This is a genomic window from Bacillus sp. UNC322MFChir4.1 (assembly GCF_000746135.1).
In the GTDB taxonomy this organism is placed as follows: Bacteria; Bacillota; Bacilli; order Bacillales; family Bacillaceae_G; genus Bacillus_A.
This window is the reverse complement of sequence record NZ_JQKQ01000010.1, coordinates 202,418-224,359: the sequence shown is the minus strand read 5'-3', so window position 1 is coordinate 224,359 and position 21,942 is coordinate 202,418. Positions and strand designations below refer to the sequence as shown.

Here is a 21,942-nt window from a genome sequence, read left to right as displayed (position 1 = left end):
GAAAATTGATGAAGGATAAGAATAGAATCGTTTTATATAATTGCAAATTGAAAAAGCAACAGAAAACATCTTTTTTAGGTGAGTGGGAGCAGCTGGATATATTTAGGGGCAGTCAAAGCTTTTTTAAAGGAAAGGGGGAAAACTGAGAAAAGTATGTTTTATTTTGCATAGCAGTGATGAATATGTTGAAAAAACATAATGGATTTATGTACTTTTTGTCGCCATATTGCTATGATTATGCTAGTATAAATAGGGTTGATATAGTAGTATAGAAAAAGAATGAAAACCGAAAGAGGGTAAGAAAGTATGTGTGGTTTTGTAGGATGTTTATGTGAAAACCCTAGAGGGTTTTCGGCAGAAGAAAAACATCAATTTGAAAATATGAATACGATTATCTTTCACCGTGGTCCAGACGATGAAGGGTACTTCCGTGATGAACATGTACAATTTGGCTTCCGCCGTTTAAGCATTATTGACTTAGAGGCAGGACATCAGCCGTTAACGTATGAAAATGATCGTTATGTAATTATTTTTAATGGTGAAATTTATAACTATGTAGAGCTTCGCGAAATGCTTCTTGAAAAAGGTGCAACATTCGCTACACAATCTGATACAGAAGTAATCATTGCATTATATGCTCATATGAAAGAAAAATGTGTAGATTACCTTCGTGGTATGTTTGCATTTATGATTTGGGATCGCGAAGAGAAAAAACTATTCGGTGCACGTGATCATTTCGGTATTAAGCCACTTTATGTTGCGCAGCACGAGGATACAACATTCTTTGCATCTGAAAAGAAAAGTATATTACATGTGATGGAAGATAAAGGAGTAAATCCAACTTCCTTGCAACACTACTTTACGTATCAATATGCTCCTGAGCCTGAAACGTTAACAGTAGATATTAACAAAATTGAGCCAGGTCACTACTTTGTAAAAGAACTTGGTAAAGAAATGGAAATCCGTCGTTATTGGCAACCATATTTCAATGCATCTGATGCGACGAAAGAAGAGCATATTCAAGCAATTCGTGACGTATTATACGATTCTGTGAAAATGCATATGCGCAGTGATGTACCAGTAGGTTCATTCTTATCTGGTGGTATCGATTCGTCGATTATCGCGTCTATCGCAAAAGAAATGAATCCAAACTTATTAACTTTCTCTGTAGGCTTTGAACGTCGTGGTTTTAGTGAGGTTGACGTAGCGAAAGAAACAGCGGAAAAACTAGGTGTAAAAAACTATAGCGTATTCGTAACACCACAAGAATTCATGGATGAATTTCCAAAAATCATGTGGCACATGGATGATCCATTAGCGGATCCAGCAGCTGTACCATTGTACTTCGTTGCGAAAGAAGCACGTAAACATGTAACAGTTGTTCTTTCTGGTGAAGGTTCAGACGAGCTATTTGGCGGATATAACATTTATCGTGAGCCAAATTCTTTGAAAATGTTCTCTTACATCCCTAGCCCAGGAAAACGCGTATTAAAAGCGTTAAGTGGTGCATTAAAAGAAGGGTTTAAAGGGAAAAGTTTCTTAGAGCGCGGATGTACATCGATTGAAGAGCGTTACTATGGAAATGCGAAAATCTTCCGTGAAGAAGAAAAAGCAGCACTTATGAAGCACTACGATGAGAGTGTGAATTACATGGATATTACGAAGCCGTTGTATGATGATATCAAGAATTATGACGATGTAAGCAAAATGCAATACATTGATATGTTCACATGGCTGCGCGGCGACATTTTATTAAAAGCTGATAAAATGACAATGGCACATTCATTAGAACTTCGTGTACCATTTTTAGATAAAGAAGTATTTGATGTGGCATCTAAAATTCCAACAGAATTAAAGATTGCAAACGGCACAACAAAAGCTATTTTACGTGAAGCAGTACGTGGTATTGTACCAGATCACGTATTAGATCGTAAGAAGTTAGGCTTCCCAGTGCCAATCCGTCACTGGTTAAAAGATGAAATGCATGATTGGGCTGTAAATATTATTAAAGAAAGCAAAACAGAGCATTTAATCGATAAGCAGTACGTATTAGACTTGTTAGAAGCACATTGTGCAGACAAAGGTGATTATAGCCGTAAAATTTGGACAGTACTTGCATTTATGGTGTGGCATCAAATTTTTGTTGAACATAAATATGATACAAATGCATTTCATGAAGAAACAAAGCGCGCTTATAGCTTAGTTTAAGGAGAAAACCTTAAGATAGCATTGCTATCTTAAGGTTTTTTTTCATAAATACTTGTCCTGTTTGATACAATAATAAGGAGTGGAATAAATATGTTAACGTTCGAAAAAGTAACAGACGAAACAAAGCTGGTAGTAAAAGAAATGTTTTCTTCTCATGATTTACTAGTTCAAGATGTAGCATATTGTATAAAAGCAGATGATACATATATAGGTATTGTTGACTATACTGTGAAACAAGAGAAAGCGATATTATCGTATCTTCTTATTCATCACGATTATGAGGGATACGGATATGGAACGAATGCTTATTATACGTTTGAGGAGATTGTAAAAAGAGAGCATGTGAAAGAGATTCAAATCACATTTATAAATAAAAATGAAAGAATAGAATCATTTTTTGAACAACTTGGTTTTCAACAAAGTAATCATGTTTACATAAAGAAAGTGTAATGGGGGAGACGAAGAAATGGAAATTCGCAGCGCATATAAAAGAGACGTAAAATCTATTTTACATATATATAATGATGCGATTATTCATACAACTGCTACATTTGATTTGCAAGAAAAGACATTAACAGAGATGAATATGTGGTTTGATGCGCATAATGAGATGTATCCAGTCATCGTTGCTGAAGAAGATGGTATCGTACTTGGGTATTGCTCTTTATCACCATTCCGTGAAAAAGAGGCATATAAGCAAACAGTAGAGATTTCAGTTTATGTGGATAAACAAGCGCGCGGGAAAGGTGTAGCGAAGAAATTGATAGGACACATACTTCAATTGGCAGAAGAGGCAGCGCATCATACTATTATTGCTGGAATTACAAGGGGAAACGATATAAGTGTGAAGCTGCATGAACAGATGGGATTTACATATGTAGGGTGTTTTCAAGAAGTAGGTTATAAGTTTGATGAGTGGCAAGATGTGTTGTTTTATCCCGCATTAACGGGCAGTAATACTCCCGCCTCAAAATTCAGCGGAAGCAAAGAAGTTAGGCGGGAGATAAACTGCCCGTAAAAGCCCGATTGGTTCAACTAATAATCAGTGGGGGATGAAGAAAACCCCCACTGATTAAAGTTTCACTTTATCAGTACATTATAAAATAAGGTGGGAAGTGTATGGGGATGACACTAGCACTTATTGTAATTCTGGGCTGCTTTTTGTTTGCAGAGCTTTTTCAATTATTAGTAAGAAATATATTAAGTAAGAGACGTAAACCATATGAATTACAGTATTTCCCTTTATTTTTAATGTTATTTCTTTTGCTATATATTTTGCAAAAAGTCACTCTTTTCCCACCAACGATTGCGATTTTTTTGAAATTAGGGTTAATATATAGCTGCATCGGAATGGGAATTCTTTGTTGTTTACTTTGTCTGAGATATGTCCACTATCAAACTTATATTTTGATTATAAATTGGCTGAAGCGAGATGATGGAAACCGTCTTTTATAAGATGATTTTTGTCTATCATCAACACGGTCTATTCGTTCTATTGATAAAGTGAAACCTCCATCACAGGACGTGATGGAGGTGTAGTTAGAGTGAATAACCCCTCCATATCCACAATTGTGGATATGGAGGGGAACCCTTAAGTTTGCTAATAGCGCGAAACGTTAAAATAACTAGGTTCTTTTGTATTTCATCGAGAACGCAAGATGTTTTTCTTGAACTTCTCCATCACGGTAAACGCTTGAGATAATGATGTCTTTTTGTATTCATTCGTAGTATGTGGCGTTGTTTTCTGTGAAATTGTCGTTTCCATCTTTGGCTGTAAGAGTGAATGGAACGTACAATTAGAGGAGAAAACGCTCCGCTAAAATTGTTGTATCCTTCCAAAAAACCCAAGTTATTACCCCCTTTTTGCAGAAGATGAAAAATGAGAATAAACAAGTTTAAGTCTAATATTTTATGTTTTTATATACAATATGAGCAAGTCCTTTCGAAAAATCTAGGTTCTTTCGGCATGTCTTCAAATGGGAATGATTTATATATCGCGTTTCTAAGAATGATAAGTAGAGAGAATATTTTGTTTTTAAATAGATCGAAAATTATTTATTTTTAATTAATTCAGGTTGTACAATAGAAGTATGTATGAAGAGGAGGCGGAATGGTATGAAAAATAATCATAAAGATTGGATTTTATTTAATGGAAGCATCGTGAATACGAAAGAGAAAGAACCAATGATTTCATTAGAAGAGCGAGGATTACAGTTTGGAGATGGAGTATATGAAGTATTTCGTTTATATGATGGGAAGCCTCATTTATTAGATCTTCATTTAGAGCGTTTTTTCCAATCTATGAAAGAAATTGAATTAGAACCGCCTTTTACAAAAGAAGAACTTATTTATCAGTTGGAGCAATTGGTTGAGAAAAATCAATTTCAAGAGGATGGAAATGTATATATTCAAATTTCAAGAGGTGTACAGCCTAGAAACCACTTGTTCGAGTCCGATCTTCAGCCCACATACTATGCAAATATCGTACCATTTCCAAGGCCAAATACTTTGATGGAAAACGGAATTACGGCAACAATTGCTGAGGATATACGTTGGCATTATTGTCATATAAAATCACTTAATTTACTTCCTAATATTATGATTAAAAATAAAATTGCAAAAGGTGGTTATTACGAAGCAATTTTAGTTCGAAATGGCATTGTAACAGAAGGGTGTCATTCTAATTTCTTTATTGTTAAAAACGGAACTTTGATTACACACCCTGCAAACCAATATATTTTGTATGGGATTACACGTCATCATGTCATTTCCTTAGCAAAGAAGTTAAACATTCCTGTTGAAGAACGACAATTTTCTCTTCAAGAAGTATTTGGCGCGGATGAGTGTTTCTTTACAGCTACACCCATTGAAATTGTACCAGTAAAGCAAATTGGAGAAGAGTGGTATCAAACGGGAGACCAACCAATTATAAGAATGCTGCAGGCGGCGTATAAGGCGAGTGTGTATAGTGGGAATGTCACTTACCCCCACCTTAACCGCGGACGATAGGTGAGGGATGAATCGCTTTTTTTTATTATATGTTATAATCAGTCAGGTAGAGGTTTTGAAAACGTTATAAAAGGGGATTTTGAATCGTATGGATTATCAAGCATTTAAAGATATTATTCACGGTCGTCGCAGTGTTCGTAAATATACAGAGCAAGATGTTTCTATGGAAGATATTGAAGAAATTATTGATTGTGCGAGATATGCACCGAGTGATACAAATTCGCAAACGTGGGAATTTGTCGTTATTATGAACCGTGATAAAATTAAAGACATAGAAGAAATGACATGGAACGCATTACATAAAAGAGCAGAAGAGGCAACAGAAAAAGGAGAAGAAAAAGCAGGAAAGTTATTGACTCGTTCTTTTGGACCATACGCAACAGCTTTTTCAGATGCACCGGTATTAATTATTTGTTTAGCAACACCATATCAATCTAAATTCCGGGAAAAGATTTTTGATCCGATTGAGTTTGTTCCAAATTCTATTTGGGAAGAAGAAGGCATCAAAAGTAGTTGCTTAGCTTCACAAAATTTAATGCTTGCGGCTCATGCTAGGGGTCTTGGTACATGCCCAATGACGGGACCGGTGTTATTAGCGCAGGATGAGCTAAGAGACTACTTAGAAATTGAATCTGATAAACAAATTAATATGGTGATTGCATTAGGACATCCAAAGGACCAGCCGAAAAAGTTAGCTCGAAAAGAGGTTGCGGAAATTACGAAGTTTATCCGATAAAGTGAAATTTCAATTGATAGTGAGAAAGTTTGAAATAATCTTAGCTGAAAGAGCTAAGATTATTTTTCGTGTAGAAAGAAATACAGGGAAAATAGGTTGAGAAGAATGCTGAAAAGGATTTACAAAAATTTCTTGAAGAAATAATGATGATAATAAGTTGATAAGTGTGGTACAGTTAGTTGTGTAGGTACGATAGTATGTTTACGAAAGTGATTCAAATGGGTGTATATATAAAATATTTTTATTAAATAAATTAGGTATTAAGATACAGGGGGAATGGATTTTGAAAAAATTCATAATCACTGGATTATCTGTTATGTTGTTAGTGGGCTGTGGAGTAACAAAGGAAAAGAATGTGAAGAAAGAAACGCAACAAGAACAAACAATTAATGCGCAGCAAGAAAGCAAGTACTCATTTCCTGAAGGAGTAACTTCAGTTGGTGAAGGAAAAGTGAAAGTTATTACACCTGATGGTACATCAGAAAATGGGAATGTACCTGTCGTATTTATTAAAAAAGATACGATTATTCAACAAGTAGAAATCGAACTTGCAAATTTCCAAGGGGATAAAGAAACATTTGTATACGTTGATAAACGATTTGAAGAAACGCATCAAGCAAATGAACTAACCCAAACGACAATCGCATTAAAAAAAGAAACACTACAACCAGGTATTCATACCGTAACAGTAATCCAGTATGAAAATAATGATCCAAATGGAAAAGTAATTAACTTTGCCGAGGCGAAGTTTGAAAATAAACCAGCACTGTAAGAAGAAATCTGCTTTATAAGCAGGTTTCTTTTGTTTTTATAGGGATTTTCACAAAACATGTCGAACATGTAATAAAGCGTCGTTATAACACGTTTTCTATTGTTTACTGTGAAACGAAAGGATGAGAAAAGATGAAACGAGCACTTATAAATATTGATTATACATATGATTTCGTAACGGAAGATGGAGCTTTAACATGTGGAAGACTAGGGCAAGTTATAGAAAATGTTGGAGAGGCGATCCAGGATTTTGGAGTTGAACTCGTTGGAAGTTATATTGATTTGGGTAGTCTGTAAAAACAGTTAGTAAATGTGGCTGAACGTATAGAAAGTATTGAAAGAATACAATTAAAATCTTTTTGATAATAGGAGATGAACAGATATGGGAAAAGAAGCTTTATTAATTGTGGATATGAGTAATGATTTTGTGGCGGATAATGGTACTTTGACTGCGGGTAAACCAGCACAGAAGGTTGTACCGTATATTAAAGAATTAGCAACTCGATTTTTAGAGGAGGGAAATGTTGTTGTAGTTACAATGGATGCACACCAAGTTGATGATCCGCACTTTAAGTTATGGACACCACATAATATTGTGAATACAGAAGGACAACAATTATACGGCGAATTATACGAATGGTACCAAGAAAATAGTAGAAACCAAAATTTAATTTATGTCCCAAAAACAAATTATAATGCTTTCTTTCAAACAGATTTGGCTACCACTTTAAAAAAATTAGGAGTTGAAAAAGTTCATACTGTCGGAGTTTGTACGGATATTTGTGATTTTTTGACAATAGCTGGAGCAGATGCAGAAGGTTTCAAAACGGCAATACACAAACGAGGCGTAGCAACATTTACTGATCTTGGAGAAATAATAATTAATCATATGCAGCTTTGTTTTCATACGGAAATTATTGAATAAAAAAGTGAGGTGGTAGAAATTATTAATGATTTTTCAGCTTAAATTCCCAAAAAGTCGTATATATCGGCTTCCCTAGAAAAATTATGAATAATCGACTCTATGCGCTAACTGGGGTTAATAAATCAGTCTATTATTAAAAGGTGAGGGAAGTGATAATTATATAAACGGATTCAGACACAAAAAAACAATATCACTCTTAGGAAGAAGGGAATGTATGTCTAGTAAAGATGTGTGGCGATGGTTGCTACCTAAATTTAATAATGAAGTTTTGGCTCAAATATACAAAATTACAGAAATTCCATTTAATGGTGTCCGGACTAATAAAATTAAGTCTATCATTAATAAAACAAATAGAAGTATGCTTATTTCAAACTTGCTTGACCCAAAGAATTATCCAAAATTGAAGTCCTGGTCCAAAGTAGTGGAGCCAAAGCTACTAGAAGGACTATCAGTAGTAGATAAAGAGGTAAACGAACTAGTAAATATTGCAGAGCACAGTAATGCTGCTACGGTATTTGCAAAACTATTTTTTGAAGACCAAGAAAAAAAGGCAGTTCAATTGTATGCACTTTTAAAAGACGAACAGAGCGAATTATTAAATGTTCCGAATGAATCCATTACATTGGAATCAGAAAACACTAAATCGGACGATAAAAAACCGATGACAAAACAAAAACCAATTTCTAACGAAAAACCAAAAGAGGAAACGACGACCTCTAAAAAAGATCAAAAGAAGATACAACAACTCGAACAAAAGGTAGAAAATTTGACGAAGGAGTTGGGAAAACGTGATGAAAATCATAAGAAAAAGATAGACGAGATGAAGGAAAGCAATAAGAAAATCACTGGAAAACTAAATGAAAAAACCCGATTGTATAGCGAGTTATTGAAAGAAAACGAAACAATAACTAACGAGTACAAGGGGGAACAAGAAAAATGGAATAAAGAAAAAAATGAGTGTGAAGAAAAAATAAAAGCTTTGCAAGGTGAATTAAATCATTTACATGCAAAACAAATGAACGAGAAACAATTGCATGAGAAACAACTACAAGAACTAACAAAGGAAGGTGCTGATAACAAAACAACGACTGAAATTAAAGCAACTTTGAATCAAACAAATAAAACTCGAATTCTTGTAATTGGAAAACCCGTATATACAAAACGATTTGACAATGAAAAAATCGAATTTAAATTTGTAGAGGCAGGTGCTGTCCATGATTATCAATTTCCACTCGACTGTGAATCTTATTGGGTTTTATTATACGAACTCGATAATAAAGACCAATTTCTATTGAATACAAACGATTCGTATTCACAAATCGACGAAACTAAAATCAAGATCTGTAAAAATTTCAATCAAGTAAGAGAGTTATTAAAGCAAAATAACGGAATAAGAGAGAGGGTTTTGTAGCATGTACGGAGCAAAAAAATGGGATATTGATTTTGCAGGGATTTTAGCAAATGACGGAGAGGTTTCAACAGGAAGAAGTTCTGTTATTATTAATCGAAACGATAGTTTGCAATTTTATATACGAATCATTTCTACACCGCCTGAAAATTTTCCTCGTCAGGTAACAGATGTGTGTTGTTATGTGGATGAGTTAAATAATTGCGGGTTTTATGATGATATTACTATGAGCAAATTCGACAGAATACAAGCGCTTCGCGATTTTTTGAATCGCTATATCCTCTTTTTTAAAGTGGATTTAAAAAAACCAAGCGGAGGAATGGAGTATCATGTTGCAAGGGATGTAAATATTGTTAAAAAGTCCGATTCTTTCCGTCCTGGTACAATTTTGGACCCGATTCCAATCTTTTCAGAAGAAACAACTGAACGTACAAAAGAGATATTTGAACAACAATTACAGGGTAAAAAATATATAGGAGACAATAAACAACTTTCTAAGGATGATGATGACACTCCATCTATGATTTTATGGAAAAACCAATCAGACAAGCAAGAATATACACTATACGGTTCATTTGAAAAACATGATTACGCTCATGGTGGTTTTCGATTCCATACATCATCAAACCAAGTGAATTCAATCAATTTACAAATGGAATATGTCATGAATAGTTATGTGCATGACCAGATTCTTTTCATGGATTCAAAACAATACGATGAATTGCAAGGTTTGCTTGAAGAACATGGAGAACCTATTGGCGGATTAGAAACACAAGACGCTCCAAAAGAGCAATTATTAGATGACGAACCTGTAGAAACTGTTACACCCGAAGAACACTATGTTGGTTACAGAGAACATGAGTTTATGGAAGTATTTCAAAATGAATGCAAACGTTTAGGACTCTACTATGATACTAAGGATTTATATAATTTCCATACTGCAATGAAAACGGGAAGTCTTGTAATTTTAGCGGGTATGAGTGGTACTGGAAAATCAAAGCTTGTCCAATGTTATGCAAATGCTTTGAAACTAAACAAAGACCAAATGTTATTTGTACCGGTTCGTCCGTTTTGGCAAGATGATGCAGATGTAATTGGGTATTTAGATACATTACATAACGTATATCGCCCAGGAGATTCCGGTGTGATGAATATCTTAGCTCACGCTAAAGATTATAGTGAAGACTTGCATATCGTTTGCTTTGACGAAATGAATCTTGCGCGCGTTGAACATTATTTCTCACAATTCTTATCGGTACTTGAGCTGGAAGAAAATAAACGAATCTTGCGTTTGTATAATGAAGAGTTTAGTGCAAGAATCTACAACCAAAATGTATTTCCTCCTACTTTACGTATAGGAAGTAACGTGATTTTTGTTGGAACTGTAAATCTTGATGAATCTACATTCCAATTCTCTGATAAGGTATTAGACCGAGCAAATGTAATTACTTTAAACATGCAGCCATATTCCAATGTGCTACAAATGGAAGAACAACGTAAACAAGAATCATTTATACCGAATTCAGAGCCATTTACATTTGATGAATACGAAACATTCAAAAGAAAAGAACGTGAAATTTCATTACATGAAAATGAATCTAAGTTCCTCTGGGATTTGCACATTGAATTACAAAATTGCAGTCGAAACTTAGGAATCGGATGGCGTATTATTCGTCAAATCAGCAATTTCCTAAATAACATTCCGTTAAACGCTCCTCTTAGTAGGGAAGAAGCTTTTGATATCCAGTTAGTACAACGTGTTTTAACAAAAATTCGCGGGTCGGATGAACAATTTACTGAATTACTTGGTCAGTATAATTCAGACACAAGAAAAGTAGAGAACAGTAAATTGTTAGAATTATTATTTACTATGCCAACTTCCTATGAATTTAAACAAACACGAAAATTGATAGCGGAAAAAGCGAAGGAGTTACGTTTATATGGTCATACCGTTTAAAGTTGTTTTTCGACAAAATGAAAAAGAGGTACCTATTACTAGCTTTGTGATGGATGAAAAGCTTTTGTATAGAATCGAAAATGAACAGGTACCAGAAGTTGTGGAGAACAAAAATTTATCGTTAGATTTTATTTGTGAGGATGAAACAGCCCGGCTTTATATGGATGGGTTGGATACCCTCCCTTCTTGGAAATTATTAATTGGGGATGACGATGTTGCCTATGTATCTCCTGAAATAAGTCCTATATATTTATTCAAGTATTCAAACGACCCGAAAAAATCTAATGAGTATTATCCGCTCATCCCTGGATATTATCGAATTAAGGTAGTTGTGCAAGATGTAGCGTACTATTCTTGGCTCAAGGTACAACCAAAACAAATTACAGAAGAACAATGGGTTTCGATGCGTGAAGACGTTGAAGAAACGTTGAATGGATTAGCGCAGGATTTGATACGAAAAAATGCGAGTCTTGGAATTAATAGTTCACTTCCAATTCCCATTCATATTCTTCGGAAATTATATATTGTTAAAAAGAATTACTTGAAATGGATTAACTCTTTAAAATCTATTCAATCCGAACCCCGTATGCGGATTCGTAAAGAATATGATTTGGTTCCAGAAGGAAAAGCTGGAATTGTTGATGCTACTAGTATTCGTTATCGTTCTAGACATCCGGAAAGTCGAGATTATGTTTATACACCTAAACATACTAGAAATCATAACTTATTAGAAAATCAATGGATTAAAAAAATTATGCGTTTTATCTCACGAGAAATGAACGATTTATTGGTATATCTCCATGACCATAAAGAAAAAGTACAACAAGAAATTAAAAAAGAACAGCGTTTTCAGCGCTTTCGTCACGATGAGAGCGTCCAAATTCGTTTGAAATCTAAAGTATTAGATGAATTGTTAGAATATGAACGATTCGTTCGACAAGTGAGAAGTGAATGCTTGATTGTATTAAAAGAAGATTGGCTGGAAGAAGTAGAAGAAGCACAAATGTTGAGCATTCCTCATGCGCTTCATTTAGACCTGAGATATCGACAATTATATCAACTGTATCGTTTATTAAAAAATGAAGAATTGTCCATTACACTGGATACCAATTATGATTACTATTGGAAACGAACAGATTTATTGTATGAAATTTGGGGATTTTTACAATTGGTAAATGGGTTACAAAACGAAAATGTTGGTTTTGAAGTAGTAAAAGGTTGGATTTTCGATACAAATCTTAATTCTAAAGCAATTACGGTTCCTTTTTTAGAACCAGGAACTACAATTGAGTTTAAGAAAGAAAATATTCGATTGCGTTTGGTTTATGATGAAATCTTACCATTCGATAAGGAAATGACAGTTCTGGATAAACCGATTTATGCAGATGGACCACATACTCGTCCAGATGTTCGAATGGATATATATGAACTTGATGAATATATTGGAACAATTATGGTCGATTTCAAATACAGACCTTTGTATTTTATATGGGATAGTAATTCATTGTCAGCGAGAAAACAAACAGAAGTTATGCGACAATTAATTTCTTATCGAGCCAATATGAATTCTTCTTTCCTATATAAGAACGCGTCTCCGGACCAATGGCATATATTTAGACCGATACGTGAAGTTTGGGCAGTTTATCCAAAGCATAAGGTTAGTACACAACCTAAAAATCCTATGGAGAATTACCAGGTTCGTTTGATGGAATTAACGCCGTTAGAAAATAAAGACGAATTTTATCTTGGTATTGCAGATGCGATTCAAAAGGTAGTAGATGCTTATCATAAGCTGTTTCACCAACGGGTGTAATATCAAGATGCATAATATAGTTAATGAAAAAAGCACTTTTTTAAGTGCTTTTTTTAACGTTTTGATTTTACATATCCATTTTCTTGCGCTTCTTTTTCTGTGCAAAACCAGACAATGTGATTTGTTGTTTTATCATAAAAATCCCCGCCAGGAATATGATAAATCTTACTGTTTGCATTACCTTTGATTTTCCCCTTACAATCTACGTTGCTTTCTTTATTATCGTTTGAATTGTTTGGAGAAGGGATAGAATTTGTTTTAGGATGATTAGAACTTGTTGAAGAACTTGTGTTGAAATCATTAGCAGCATAATTTTCAATGCTCCATATCCCAATTTCTTTTTTCTGAGCTTCTTTTTGAATTGCATTAAACTCATCGATGTGAGTTGTGTTTGGTGCATATACATAGGCAACCCTTGCTAATCCCTTTTCTAGTAACATCTTATTTATCATCTGACCATCTACATACACATAAGCTAGTAAATTAAAAGACGCAGAGTGGTCGGTTGAAGCGTTGGATGCCTTTTATAGAGATACATCAACTAACGGCATCAAAGTGACTGAAGCAATAGCAATGACAAGAGTAGGTGGGAAAGTTATCATTAAACCATAATATTTTGTTTTTGTCGCAGATGCTTTAATTACATGAGAAAAACTAAAGACTGAAAATACAGTGGTCTTTGGTTTTTCTTTTGATTAGGCTATGTTAAATAATAGTGTTAATTTTTTGTAAGAAATAAAGGACCTCTTTTAAAGGTCCATTTTTGTTTGTAAAAATTATATTAATCCAGCCTTTAAGAAGTCCCATCAACATATTAACGAAAACATATGCTAAGCAAATTTATATACCATTTTGTCCTTTTGAAATAAATTTGCATTATAAGTTGTAAAAAATCTTGTTCCGACAAGCTCGAAGGCGTTTTTAAGATATACCATGTATTCATACATTTGTGTGTTACATACAGCAATTGATGCCTATAATAAAGGATTCCGTATTGTCGTGTATGAAAAAGCATTTGCATCATTAAATGAACAAGGGCATAAGTTTGCCCTGCAGCATGTAAAGTCTTGTCTACAAGCTAAAGTAGAGTAAGAAGAAAAAACCGCCAGAAAAATAGAAATTTTGGCGGTTTTGTTATTTTCTTGCAACGATACAAATCGATCCCCTATATTCATGGAATATCACATTGTTATATCCCGTTTCTTTTAGCAATTTTTCTATATCTGTTTCCGTTTTGAATTTTGTCATATGATACTTTATTTTATAGTGCTCAGCGACAATGAGAAAATAACCATTTGGTTTTAATACTCGAAATACTTCTTTTACATCATTCTCTAAATTGGGCCAAAAATAATGGGTTTGAAAAGCAGTAATCATATCAAAAAAGTCATTTAAAAAAGGTATAGCCGATACGCTTGCTTGTTTTATAAGCACTTTTCCTGAATCCACATCTTTTTTATTCATTTTGATAGAGTTTTCTACGGCTTGTTTGGAATAATCTATACCATATATTTTTCCATCCGGATTCATTTTAGAGAGAGTATGTATTGTTTTTCCACCGCCGCACCCTATATCAAGCATGATTGCACGCTCACTAATTTTCACCTTACTTAAAGCCCATTTTGTCATACTAGTATGAGCGACATTCATGATGCATAACATAGATGAGCCGACAAAACCTTGTGGATTTTTAGCTTGTTTAATTAATTTATTCAAAACACTCAATTTTTTATCACCTTTCTTTTTTATTTTTATGTAAAAAAATTTTTTCTTATAGAACTTCTCACTGTATATCTTCTTTACACCATTTTCAAATTCCTTTCTTAAAGAATACTATCCAAAAGAAAAGGATATAGGAGTTTTGTTTCATTTATAGTATTTAGAAATTTCTTAATGTTATAATAGGAAATGGTGATGAACATGAATGAAAATGAAAAACAAATGCATCGATTGCAAGCGTTAAAAGAAATTGCGGAGTTATTAAATGAAGCGACTGATTTGCAGAAAATGTTAGAAAAAGTATTGCATACGCTCTTGCAAGTCATGAATTTACAAACAGGGTGGATTTTTTTTATTGATGAAAAAGGAACACATCGAATGCTCGTTGATACAAATTTACCACCAGCACTTACATGGGAAGAAAAGAAACCAATGTGCGAAGGTGATTGTTGGTGTATTGATCGATTTGTTGCGGGGCGTTTGCAAAAAGCAACAAATATTATTGAATGTAAGCGTATAGAAGATGCGATTGAATATGAATGGGGAGAAACAGAGAGTATTACGCATCATGCGACGATTCCACTTCAGGCAGGAGGGGAGAGGTTTGGATTATTAAATGTTGCTTCTCCTCATAAAACGCACTTTGCAGAAGAAGAATTAGCTTTATTAGAAGCGATTGCTTTTCAAATTGGGACAACGATTCAACGGATTAGGCTAGTTGAGAAGGAACGGAAATATGTAGTCGTTGCCGAAAGAAATCGCCTAGCACGTGATTTACATGATTCTGTTAAACAGCTTCTTTTTTCAATTATGTTAACAGCTCGAGGAACAATGGATATGACGAAGAATACAGAATTAAAGGAGATGTTAACGTATATAGGAGAGTTATCACAAGAGGCACTGCAAGAGATGACATTATTAATTTGGCAGTTACGGCCTGAGGGTTTAGAAAAAGGTCTTGCTGAAGCAATTCGAAATTATGGAAAGCTCCTTGGTATTCATGTAATTATGCGAATTGATGGAGTTATTTCGATAGACGATGAAATAGAAGAAATGTTATGGCGTGTTAGTCAAGAAGCGCTTCATAATTGTAAAAAACATGCTTCTTGCGAAAACGTATTTGTACATTTAAAAATAGAAAATAATATGTTGAAGTTTCAAATTGAGGATAACGGAATAGGGTTTATGAAAGAAAAAGTAAGAGATTCTGCGCTTGGTTTAAAAAATATGAAGGAACGCATTGAGTTGTTGAAAGGAAAGTTTCATATTCAAACGAAACTAGGTGAAGGAACGAAGATTGAGATTCAGTTACCGGTATAAAGGGGAGACAAATATTGAAAATTAAATTACTGCTTGTAGAAGATCATCATATTGTCCGAAGGGGACTTGTTTTCTTTTTAAAGACAAAAGAAGAATTTGACATTATTGGTGAAGTGGGAGATGGAGAAGAGGCATTACAATTTATTCAAACAGAACGACCTGATGTTGTATTAATGGATGTGTCGATGCCGAAAGTGGACGGAATTGAAGCAACGAAGCGTATAAAACAATATGACTCATCTATTAAAATACTAATGTTAAGCAGTTTTTCAGAACAAGATTATGTTCTTCCAGCAATAGAAGCAGGTGCAGATGGATATCAATTAAAAGAAGTGCAACCGGATCAACTTGTAGCTTCTATTATTGCGGTTTATCAAGGGAATGCGAATTTTCATCCAAAAGTAACACCTGCCTTATTAGGTCGTCCTGCGGCAATGGAGATCAAGCAAGATCATTTATCTATGTTAACGAAGCGAGAAAAAGAAGTGTTGCGTGAAATCGCCAAAGGAAGAAGTAATAAAGAAATTGCAGTAGAGTTACATATTACAGAACAAACTGTGAAAACACATGTTTCCAATGTCCTAGCTAAATTACATGTAGATGATCGAACGCAAGCAGCCTTGTATGCGGTGAAACATGGTGTTGTATAGGAAGCGTAATGACAGAAACTCATACGAAAGTATGAGTTTCTGTTTTTGCTTATTCATACTATTTTCTCAAATGGTTTCCATCTTTCTTACGGTTTATAAGAGGGAATTTTCTGATAAGATAAATATACAAATTCAAACAAGGGAGAGAAATAAGTATGAAACTAGTTGTTATTAATGGTACACCACGTAAATCCGGTAAAACTCGCGTCATTGCAAAGCATATTGCACAGACTTTTAACGGAGAATTATATGATTTAGCTGTTGAGGCACTTCCATTATATAACGGAGAAAATTCTCAATATGAATTACAGGCAGTAGCAAAATTAAAGAAACTTGTAAAAGAGGCAGATGGTGTTGTACTATGCACGCCGGAATATCATAATGCGATGAGCGGTGCACTAAAAAATGCATTTGATTTTCTTGGAAGCAGTGAGTTTATGCATAAGCCGGTTGGTCTTCTTGCAGTTGCAGGCGGCGGTAAAGGCGGTATAAATGCATTAAATAGTATGCGCATCGTGGCAAGAGGAGTATATGCAAATGTGATTCCGAAACAAGTTGTTATTGATAGTCTTCATGTGCAAAACGGAGAATTAGGAGAAGATGCGAAACCGCTAATTGCGGATTTGTTAAAAGAACTGAAAGGATACATGAGCATTTTTCCAGAACTGAAAAAACAGTTAGGAGCTGATTAATATGTCATCTCTTTACCGTGATTCTCGGTTGTACTATATTCTTGGAGCCAATAGCCTATCAGCGATTGGCTCTGGGATTACAATGATTACGATTTCGTGGCTGCTTGTATCGTCGCCAGGTGGAAATACAACGTTCGGTTATATTTCAATTATGTCTACACTTTTTATGTTTTTGTGTACACCGTTTATCGGACATTGTATTGATCGTTTTTCTCGTAAAACGTTGCTCTTAGTGAATGAAGCCATTGGAGCAATCGCTGCCTTAGCTATGGTATGTTGGGGATTTACAGGTCACTCCTATGAAACAATCCATTACATTGTGCTGTATATAACAGGTTCATTTTATTACTTAGTGTTTTATCCGAACATTTTCGCATTTAACCAAGAAGTGTTTGCACCGGAGCATTATAAATCATTAAGTGGAACGATGGAAATACAGGGACAGTTAACACAAGTCATCGCAGGTGCTGTTGCAAGTCTTATGATTGCAATTGTCGATGTGAAATGGATTTTATTGATCAATATGATATCTTATGTAGGAGCATTTATTTTATTATCGTTTATTCCGTATACAAAACAGAGAACAAAAGTGGGAAAACAACCATTCGTAAAACAAATTTTTGAAGGTGTTCATTTTATGAAGCAAAGAAAGCGATTATTTTGGTTTTTATTTGCGACATATATGCCGTTTATCGGTGTGATGATGACAAATTATTTAATGCCTGTATATATTTCAGACGTACTAAAGGCAAATGGATCGGTATATGGTACAGAAGGAATGATGTACGGTATTGGTGCGATGCTTGCGGGAATTGGCATTCCAATTCTTATGAAATATGTAAAAACAGAAGTATCTATTGTATTCACGATGCTCATATATACAATTTCAATTACCGTAATGATTATACAACCATCCGTTTACTTATTATACGGCCTTGCTATTTTTAAGGCGATGGGAAATGCAGGAACACGTGTTGCGCGAAGTGTGCTTATGATGGAAGAGGTTCCAAATGAAATAGTTGGGCGTGTTGATAGTCTATTTCGATTTGTTGGTACAGGTGTACGAGTTATTCTTCTTATTGCCTTTACAACGTTTGTGTCTCAAATCGGTGTCATGGTGCCGTTTTATGCACTGAGCCTATTATTAATTAGCGCAACATGTATTGCGTTTTCATATGTGAAAATGCAGCGGCAAGAACGAATTCATATTACCAAAAAAACGGTTGTATAGTAACGAATCTAAAACACATCCTATAGATGTAATATTTAAAAAAGGTGTGAATTGATATGGGAAAAACAAAAGCATTAGGTTCAGCGAAGCATAAAGGTAATCAAACGCAAGATCATACGTCTTCAAAGAAAGCACGCAATGCTCAAAATGCAGGACAGCGTCAAGGGTAGGGAAGGTGGCGAGGATTGACTCCTCGCTATTTTTTTGAAATTTAATAAATGTAGGTAAAATACTTCTGTAGCATCTTTTTCTTTTATATAATATAAAAAAGGGAGAGAACTGCTATATGAATAAATGGTTATTATTACTGTTGTTAATGCCGCCAGTATACGTTGTGTATATCACATATCGCATGAAGAGAATTGCTAATGAGAAAGTAAGTCATACAGCACCGTATGTTTTAATTTTAGGTGCGAAACTATTTGGTGATAAACCATCGTTATCACTACAAAATCGATTAGATGTAGCGCTAGGCTATTTACATTCGCATCCAAAAGTAAAGGTAGTTGTATCTGGTGGACAAGGAGACGATGAAGATATTTCAGAGGCGCTTAGTATGAGCCGCTATTTAATGGAAAACGGTATTGGAAAAGAAAGAATTTTACTTGAAGATCGTTCTACGAGTACATATGAAAATATAAAGTTTTCTAAGGATTTATATGAGATAAAGCATGCGGTTGTAGTCAGTAACACCTACCATTTATACCGAGCAAAAATTATTGCAGACCGCTTAGGTATGAAGATGGAAGCACTTGCTGCACCGACGCCAAAGCGTTCGAGAAAAAAGGCATATATACGTGAATATGCGGCAATCATAAAGACAATTTTAAACGATTATTAGAGCTCAAAATAGAGCTCTTTTTATTTTGAGAAGGCAAATCATTTGAAAATAGCTCAAAATTCCGTAAGAATAGAGGAAAGAATGAAAAAGGAGTTGTATTTGTGATTCGATTTGAACGCGTTTCAAAAACGTTTGATGATAAAACGAAGGCTGTAGATTCGTTGCAGCTAGAGATCCGTAAAGGAGAATTTTTTGTTTTAATCGGCCCGAGTGGATGTGGAAAAACTACGACAATGAAAATGATCAATCGATTGATTGAAACAACAGAAGGTTCAATTTTTATTGATGGGAAAAATATTCGGGATTATAACATTCATGAATTACGATGGGATATTGGATATGTATTACAACAAATTGCGCTATTTCCGCATATGACAATTGCAGAAAACATTGCGGTTGTTCCAGAAATGCGCAAATGGAGTAAAGCGAAAATTCAAGAGCGTGTTGATGAGTTATTAGAAATGGTAGGGTTAGATCCTCATATATATAGGGATCGTATGCCAGATGAATTATCTGGCGGTCAAAAGCAGCGTGTCGGCGTTGTGCGAGCACTTGCTGCTAATCCGAAAATAGTTTTAATGGATGAACCGTTTAGTGCGCTAGATCCTTTAAGCCGTGAGCAGCTGCAGCGTGATTTGGTAGACTTGCAAAAAAAGATTCAAAAAACAATTGTTTTCGTAACTCATGATATGCAAGAAGCGTTAGCGCTTGGTGATCGTATTTGTATAATGAAAGATGGGAAAGTTGTCCAACTTGATACGCCGGAAGCAATTATACAAAATCCCGCAAATAAATTTGTAGAAGAATTTATTGGGAGACCACGATTATCCTGGTATGATCATAAAAAAGTAGAAGATATAGTATCAATATTAGCACAAGAAGGGAAACAAGGTGATGGTTATCCACTTTCGACTAAAGTTTCCCTACATGATGCTTTACTTCGTTTAGAACACGAAAAAGAAATACCCGTCGAAGAAAATGGTACATATATTGGTACTTTAACAAGTCAGCATATCGTTCAGTACATAGTAGAGCAAATGAAAGTGAGGGCATAGAAAGTGACAACCATTTTACAAACGATGCAAGAGCGTAAACAAGAATTGTTAAGTGCCCTTTTAGAACATTTGCAAATTTCGTTGATTTCCTTATTTTTTGCAATTCTTATTGCAGTTCCACTTGGAATTTTGTTAACTAGAAAAGAGCGTATTGCTGAATGGGTAATTGGTACTTCTGCTGTGATGCAAACGATTCCTTCTTTGGCCCTTCTTGGATTGTTAATTCCATTAGTTGGTATCGGGAAATTCCCAGCTATAATTGCCCTTGTGATTTATGCACTGCTTCCTATTTTAAGAAATACATACACAGGGATTCGTGAACTAGATCCATCGCTTATTGAGGCAGCAGAAGCAATGGGAATGAACGGTTGGAGACGGTTATGGAAGATAGAAATACCACTTGCTTGGCCTATTATTATGGCAGGGATTCGGACCGCAATGGTACTAATTGTTGGTACAGCGACATTAGCTGCTTTAATTGGAGCAGGAGGGTTAGGGAAGCTTATTCTACTTGGAATTGATCGGAATGACCATGCTCTAATTTTATTAGGTGCTATTCCGGCTGCATTATTAGCATTATTTTTTGATGGTGTGCTGCGCATGATCTTGCATGTAAGACGTTCACCAAAACGAATAATTGTTACAATTGCCGTTGTAGTTGGAATCATCATCACACCATTTCTTTGGAGTACACAAAAGAAAGACATTATAATCGCTGGTAAACTTGGTTCAGAACCGGAAATTTTAATTCAGATGTATAAACAATTAATCGAACAAGATACGGATTTAAATGTAGAAGTAAAACCTGGGTTTGGAAAAACATCATTTGTATTTGAGGCATTAAAATCTAAAGAAATCGATATTTATCCAGAGTTTTCAGGAACGGCTTTATCAACGTTCGTAAAAGAAGAACCAAAAAATAAAGATCGTCAAGAAGTATATGAGCAGGCACGAAATGGGATGGAGAAGAAATTTAATATGAGGCTATTAAAGCCAATGCAATATAATAACACGTACGCGTTAGCAGTCCCAAAACAAATAGCGACGCAGTATAACATTAAGACAATTTCTGACTTGAAAAATGTTTCTTCTCATATGAAAGCTGGATTTACGCTTGAATTTGCAGATCGTGAAGATGGATATAAAGGAATACAAACACTTTATAATATACAGTTTCCTAATTTAAAAACAATGGAACCAAAGCTGCGGTATAGTGCTATTCAATCTGGCGATGTGAATCTCATTGATGCCTATTCAACAGACAGTGAATTACAGCAATACGGTATGCAAGTACTAGAAGATGATAAAGGGCTGTTTCCGCCATATCAAGGAGCGCCATTATTGCGTGAAGAAACGTTAAAGAAATATCCGGAAATTGAAAAATCATTAAATAAACTTGCAGGGAAAATTACTGATGAAGAAATGCGTAAAATGAATTATGAAGTGAACGTAAAAGGGAAAGCAGCGGAGAATGTAGCAAAAGATTTTTTACGAAAAGAAGGATTATTAAAATAGAATTAATTTACAAATGCAAAAAAAAGGTCGTTTATATAAAAATAAACGACCTTTTTTATGCATACTTATACTTTTTTTCGAAAAAGTATTCC

The 21,942-nt window shown here is 34.7% G+C and carries 20 protein-coding genes and 2 pseudogenes; 20 read left to right on the top strand and 2 right to left on the bottom strand.

The window, feature by feature from the left end; genetic code table 11:
* Window positions 1–306 precede the first annotated feature (306 nt).
* The 12 genes and pseudogenes from asnB to BR72_RS04080 all read left to right on the top strand — a co-directional run bounded on the left by asnB (window position 307) and on the right by BR72_RS04080 (window position 12,827).
* Window positions 307–2,208 (top strand): asparagine synthase (glutamine-hydrolyzing), encoded by a 1,902-nt coding sequence (gene asnB, locus BR72_RS04130; RefSeq protein WP_035430387.1) that lies wholly within the window; start codon window positions 307–309, stop codon window positions 2,206–2,208.
* Window positions 2,209–2,298: 90 nt separating this feature from the next.
* Window positions 2,299–2,658, top strand: coding sequence for a GNAT family N-acetyltransferase (locus BR72_RS04125; protein ID WP_035430386.1), 360 nt, complete (start codon window positions 2,299–2,301; stop codon window positions 2,656–2,658).
* Window positions 2,659–2,674: 16 nt separating this feature from the next.
* Window positions 2,675–3,226, top strand: coding sequence for a GNAT family N-acetyltransferase (locus tag BR72_RS04120; protein WP_081904780.1), 552 nt, complete (start codon window positions 2,675–2,677; stop codon window positions 3,224–3,226).
* Window positions 3,227–3,333: 107 nt separating this feature from the next.
* Entirely contained in the window at window positions 3,334–3,663 is a 330-nt protein-coding gene (locus BR72_RS04115; protein ID WP_035430434.1) for a hypothetical protein, read from the top strand.
* Window positions 3,664–4,323: 660 nt separating this feature from the next.
* Window positions 4,324–5,217 carry a D-amino-acid transaminase gene (dat, locus tag BR72_RS04110; protein WP_035430384.1) on the top strand — a complete coding sequence of 298 codons (894 nt, stop codon included), beginning with the start codon at window positions 4,324–4,326 and terminating at the stop codon, window positions 5,215–5,217.
* 88 nt (window positions 5,218–5,305) lie between these two features.
* Window positions 5,306–5,953 carry a nitroreductase family protein gene (locus tag BR72_RS04105; RefSeq protein WP_035430382.1) on the top strand — a complete coding sequence of 216 codons (648 nt, stop codon included), beginning with the start codon at window positions 5,306–5,308 and terminating at the stop codon, window positions 5,951–5,953.
* Window positions 5,954–6,236: 283 nt separating this feature from the next.
* Entirely contained in the window at window positions 6,237–6,725 is a 489-nt protein-coding gene (locus tag BR72_RS04100; protein WP_035430380.1) for a hypothetical protein, read from the top strand.
* A gap of 131 nt (window positions 6,726–6,856) precedes the next feature.
* A pseudogene (locus BR72_RS25270) lies at window positions 6,857–6,952 on the top strand (isochorismatase); the annotation flags it as partial.
* A gap of 154 nt (window positions 6,953–7,106) precedes the next feature.
* Entirely contained in the window at window positions 7,107–7,649 is a 543-nt protein-coding gene (locus BR72_RS04095; protein WP_035430378.1) for a cysteine hydrolase family protein, read from the top strand.
* 214 nt (window positions 7,650–7,863) lie between these two features.
* Window positions 7,864–9,060 carry a hypothetical protein gene (locus BR72_RS04090; protein ID WP_035430373.1) on the top strand — a complete coding sequence of 399 codons (1,197 nt, stop codon included), beginning with the start codon at window positions 7,864–7,866 and terminating at the stop codon, window positions 9,058–9,060.
* Between the two features lies 1 nt (window position 9,061).
* Window positions 9,062–11,014: an McrB family protein gene (locus BR72_RS04085; protein WP_035430371.1), complete on the top strand. Its 1,953-nt coding sequence runs from the start codon at window positions 9,062–9,064 to the stop codon at window positions 11,012–11,014.
* Window positions 10,998–12,827 carry a DUF2357 domain-containing protein gene (locus tag BR72_RS04080; RefSeq protein ID WP_035430370.1) on the top strand — a complete coding sequence of 610 codons (1,830 nt, stop codon included), beginning with the start codon at window positions 10,998–11,000 and terminating at the stop codon, window positions 12,825–12,827. Before BR72_RS04085 ends, BR72_RS04080 begins: the two co-directional genes overlap by 17 nt.
* 53 nt (window positions 12,828–12,880) lie before the next feature.
* On the opposite strand, the gene BR72_RS04075 is transcribed toward BR72_RS04080, so the two are convergent.
* Window positions 12,881–13,267: a sunset domain-containing protein gene (locus BR72_RS04075; protein WP_051957211.1), complete on the bottom strand. Its 387-nt coding sequence runs from the start codon at window positions 13,265–13,267 to the stop codon at window positions 12,881–12,883.
* A gap of 505 nt (window positions 13,268–13,772) precedes the next feature.
* Here BR72_RS04075 and BR72_RS25265 point away from each other — a divergent pair.
* Window positions 13,773–13,919, top strand: a pseudogene (locus tag BR72_RS25265) (isochorismatase family protein); the annotation flags it as partial.
* A gap of 42 nt (window positions 13,920–13,961) precedes the next feature.
* Here BR72_RS25265 and BR72_RS04070 read toward each other — a convergent pair.
* Window positions 13,962–14,552 carry a class I SAM-dependent methyltransferase gene (locus BR72_RS04070; RefSeq protein WP_035430369.1) on the bottom strand — a complete coding sequence of 197 codons (591 nt, stop codon included), beginning with the start codon at window positions 14,550–14,552 and terminating at the stop codon, window positions 13,962–13,964.
* A gap of 195 nt (window positions 14,553–14,747) precedes the next feature.
* Between BR72_RS04070 and BR72_RS04065 the strand changes: the two genes are divergently transcribed.
* The 7 genes from BR72_RS04065 to BR72_RS04035 all read left to right on the top strand — a co-directional run bounded on the left by BR72_RS04065 (window position 14,748) and on the right by BR72_RS04035 (window position 21,850).
* Window positions 14,748–15,866, top strand: a complete 1,119-nt coding sequence (locus tag BR72_RS04065; RefSeq protein WP_035430430.1) for a GAF domain-containing sensor histidine kinase — start codon at window positions 14,748–14,750, stop codon at window positions 15,864–15,866.
* Window positions 15,867–15,880: 14 nt separating this feature from the next.
* Window positions 15,881–16,516 carry a response regulator gene (locus BR72_RS04060; RefSeq protein ID WP_035430368.1) on the top strand — a complete coding sequence of 212 codons (636 nt, stop codon included), beginning with the start codon at window positions 15,881–15,883 and terminating at the stop codon, window positions 16,514–16,516.
* A 155-nt stretch (window positions 16,517–16,671) separates the two neighbouring features.
* Window positions 16,672–17,208 (top strand): NADPH-dependent FMN reductase, encoded by a 537-nt coding sequence (locus BR72_RS04055; RefSeq protein WP_035430366.1) that lies wholly within the window; start codon window positions 16,672–16,674, stop codon window positions 17,206–17,208.
* Between the two features lies 1 nt (window position 17,209).
* Window positions 17,210–18,439 carry an MFS transporter gene (locus BR72_RS04050; protein WP_035430365.1) on the top strand — a complete coding sequence of 410 codons (1,230 nt, stop codon included), beginning with the start codon at window positions 17,210–17,212 and terminating at the stop codon, window positions 18,437–18,439.
* A gap of 286 nt (window positions 18,440–18,725) precedes the next feature.
* Window positions 18,726–19,280 carry a YdcF family protein gene (locus BR72_RS04045; RefSeq protein ID WP_035430364.1) on the top strand — a complete coding sequence of 185 codons (555 nt, stop codon included), beginning with the start codon at window positions 18,726–18,728 and terminating at the stop codon, window positions 19,278–19,280.
* A 101-nt stretch (window positions 19,281–19,381) separates the two neighbouring features.
* On the top strand, window positions 19,382–20,335 hold the full coding sequence (locus BR72_RS04040; protein WP_035430363.1) for an ABC transporter ATP-binding protein: 954 nt from the start codon (window positions 19,382–19,384) through the stop codon (window positions 20,333–20,335).
* A gap of 3 nt (window positions 20,336–20,338) precedes the next feature.
* Complete coding sequence (locus BR72_RS04035) at window positions 20,339–21,850, top strand: ABC transporter permease/substrate-binding protein (protein ID WP_035430362.1); 1,512 nt, start codon at window positions 20,339–20,341, stop codon at window positions 21,848–21,850.
* The last annotated feature ends 92 nt before the right edge of the window (window positions 21,851–21,942 follow it).

What these genes read in the sequence shown, in the direction of transcription:
- asnB (WP_035430387.1), top strand. Translation starts at nt 307, where the DNA reads ATGTGTGGTTTTGTAGGATGTTTATGTGAAAACCCTAGAGGGTTTTCG.
- BR72_RS04125 (WP_035430386.1), top strand. Translation starts at nt 2,299, where the DNA reads ATGTTAACGTTCGAAAAAGTAACAGACGAAACAAAGCTGGTAGTAAAA.
- BR72_RS04120 (WP_081904780.1), top strand. Translation starts at nt 2,675, where the DNA reads ATGGAAATTCGCAGCGCATATAAAAGAGACGTAAAATCTATTTTACAT.
- BR72_RS04115 (WP_035430434.1), top strand. Translation starts at nt 3,334, where the DNA reads ATGACACTAGCACTTATTGTAATTCTGGGCTGCTTTTTGTTTGCAGAG.
- dat (WP_035430384.1), top strand. Translation starts at nt 4,324, where the DNA reads ATGAAAAATAATCATAAAGATTGGATTTTATTTAATGGAAGCATCGTG.
- BR72_RS04105 (WP_035430382.1), top strand. Translation starts at nt 5,306, where the DNA reads ATGGATTATCAAGCATTTAAAGATATTATTCACGGTCGTCGCAGTGTT.
- BR72_RS04095 (WP_035430378.1), top strand. Translation starts at nt 7,107, where the DNA reads ATGGGAAAAGAAGCTTTATTAATTGTGGATATGAGTAATGATTTTGTG.
- BR72_RS04090 (WP_035430373.1), top strand. Translation starts at nt 7,864, where the DNA reads ATGTCTAGTAAAGATGTGTGGCGATGGTTGCTACCTAAATTTAATAAT.
- BR72_RS04085 (WP_035430371.1), top strand. Translation starts at nt 9,062, where the DNA reads ATGTACGGAGCAAAAAAATGGGATATTGATTTTGCAGGGATTTTAGCA.
- BR72_RS04080 (WP_035430370.1), top strand. Translation starts at nt 10,998, where the DNA reads ATGGTCATACCGTTTAAAGTTGTTTTTCGACAAAATGAAAAAGAGGTA.
- BR72_RS04075 (WP_051957211.1), bottom strand. Translation starts at nt 13,267, where the DNA reads ATGTTACTAGAAAAGGGATTAGCAAGGGTTGCCTATGTATATGCACCA.
- BR72_RS04065 (WP_035430430.1), top strand. Translation starts at nt 14,748, where the DNA reads ATGAATGAAAATGAAAAACAAATGCATCGATTGCAAGCGTTAAAAGAA.
- BR72_RS04055 (WP_035430366.1), top strand. Translation starts at nt 16,672, where the DNA reads ATGAAACTAGTTGTTATTAATGGTACACCACGTAAATCCGGTAAAACT.
- BR72_RS04050 (WP_035430365.1), top strand. Translation starts at nt 17,210, where the DNA reads ATGTCATCTCTTTACCGTGATTCTCGGTTGTACTATATTCTTGGAGCC.
- BR72_RS04045 (WP_035430364.1), top strand. Translation starts at nt 18,726, where the DNA reads ATGAATAAATGGTTATTATTACTGTTGTTAATGCCGCCAGTATACGTT.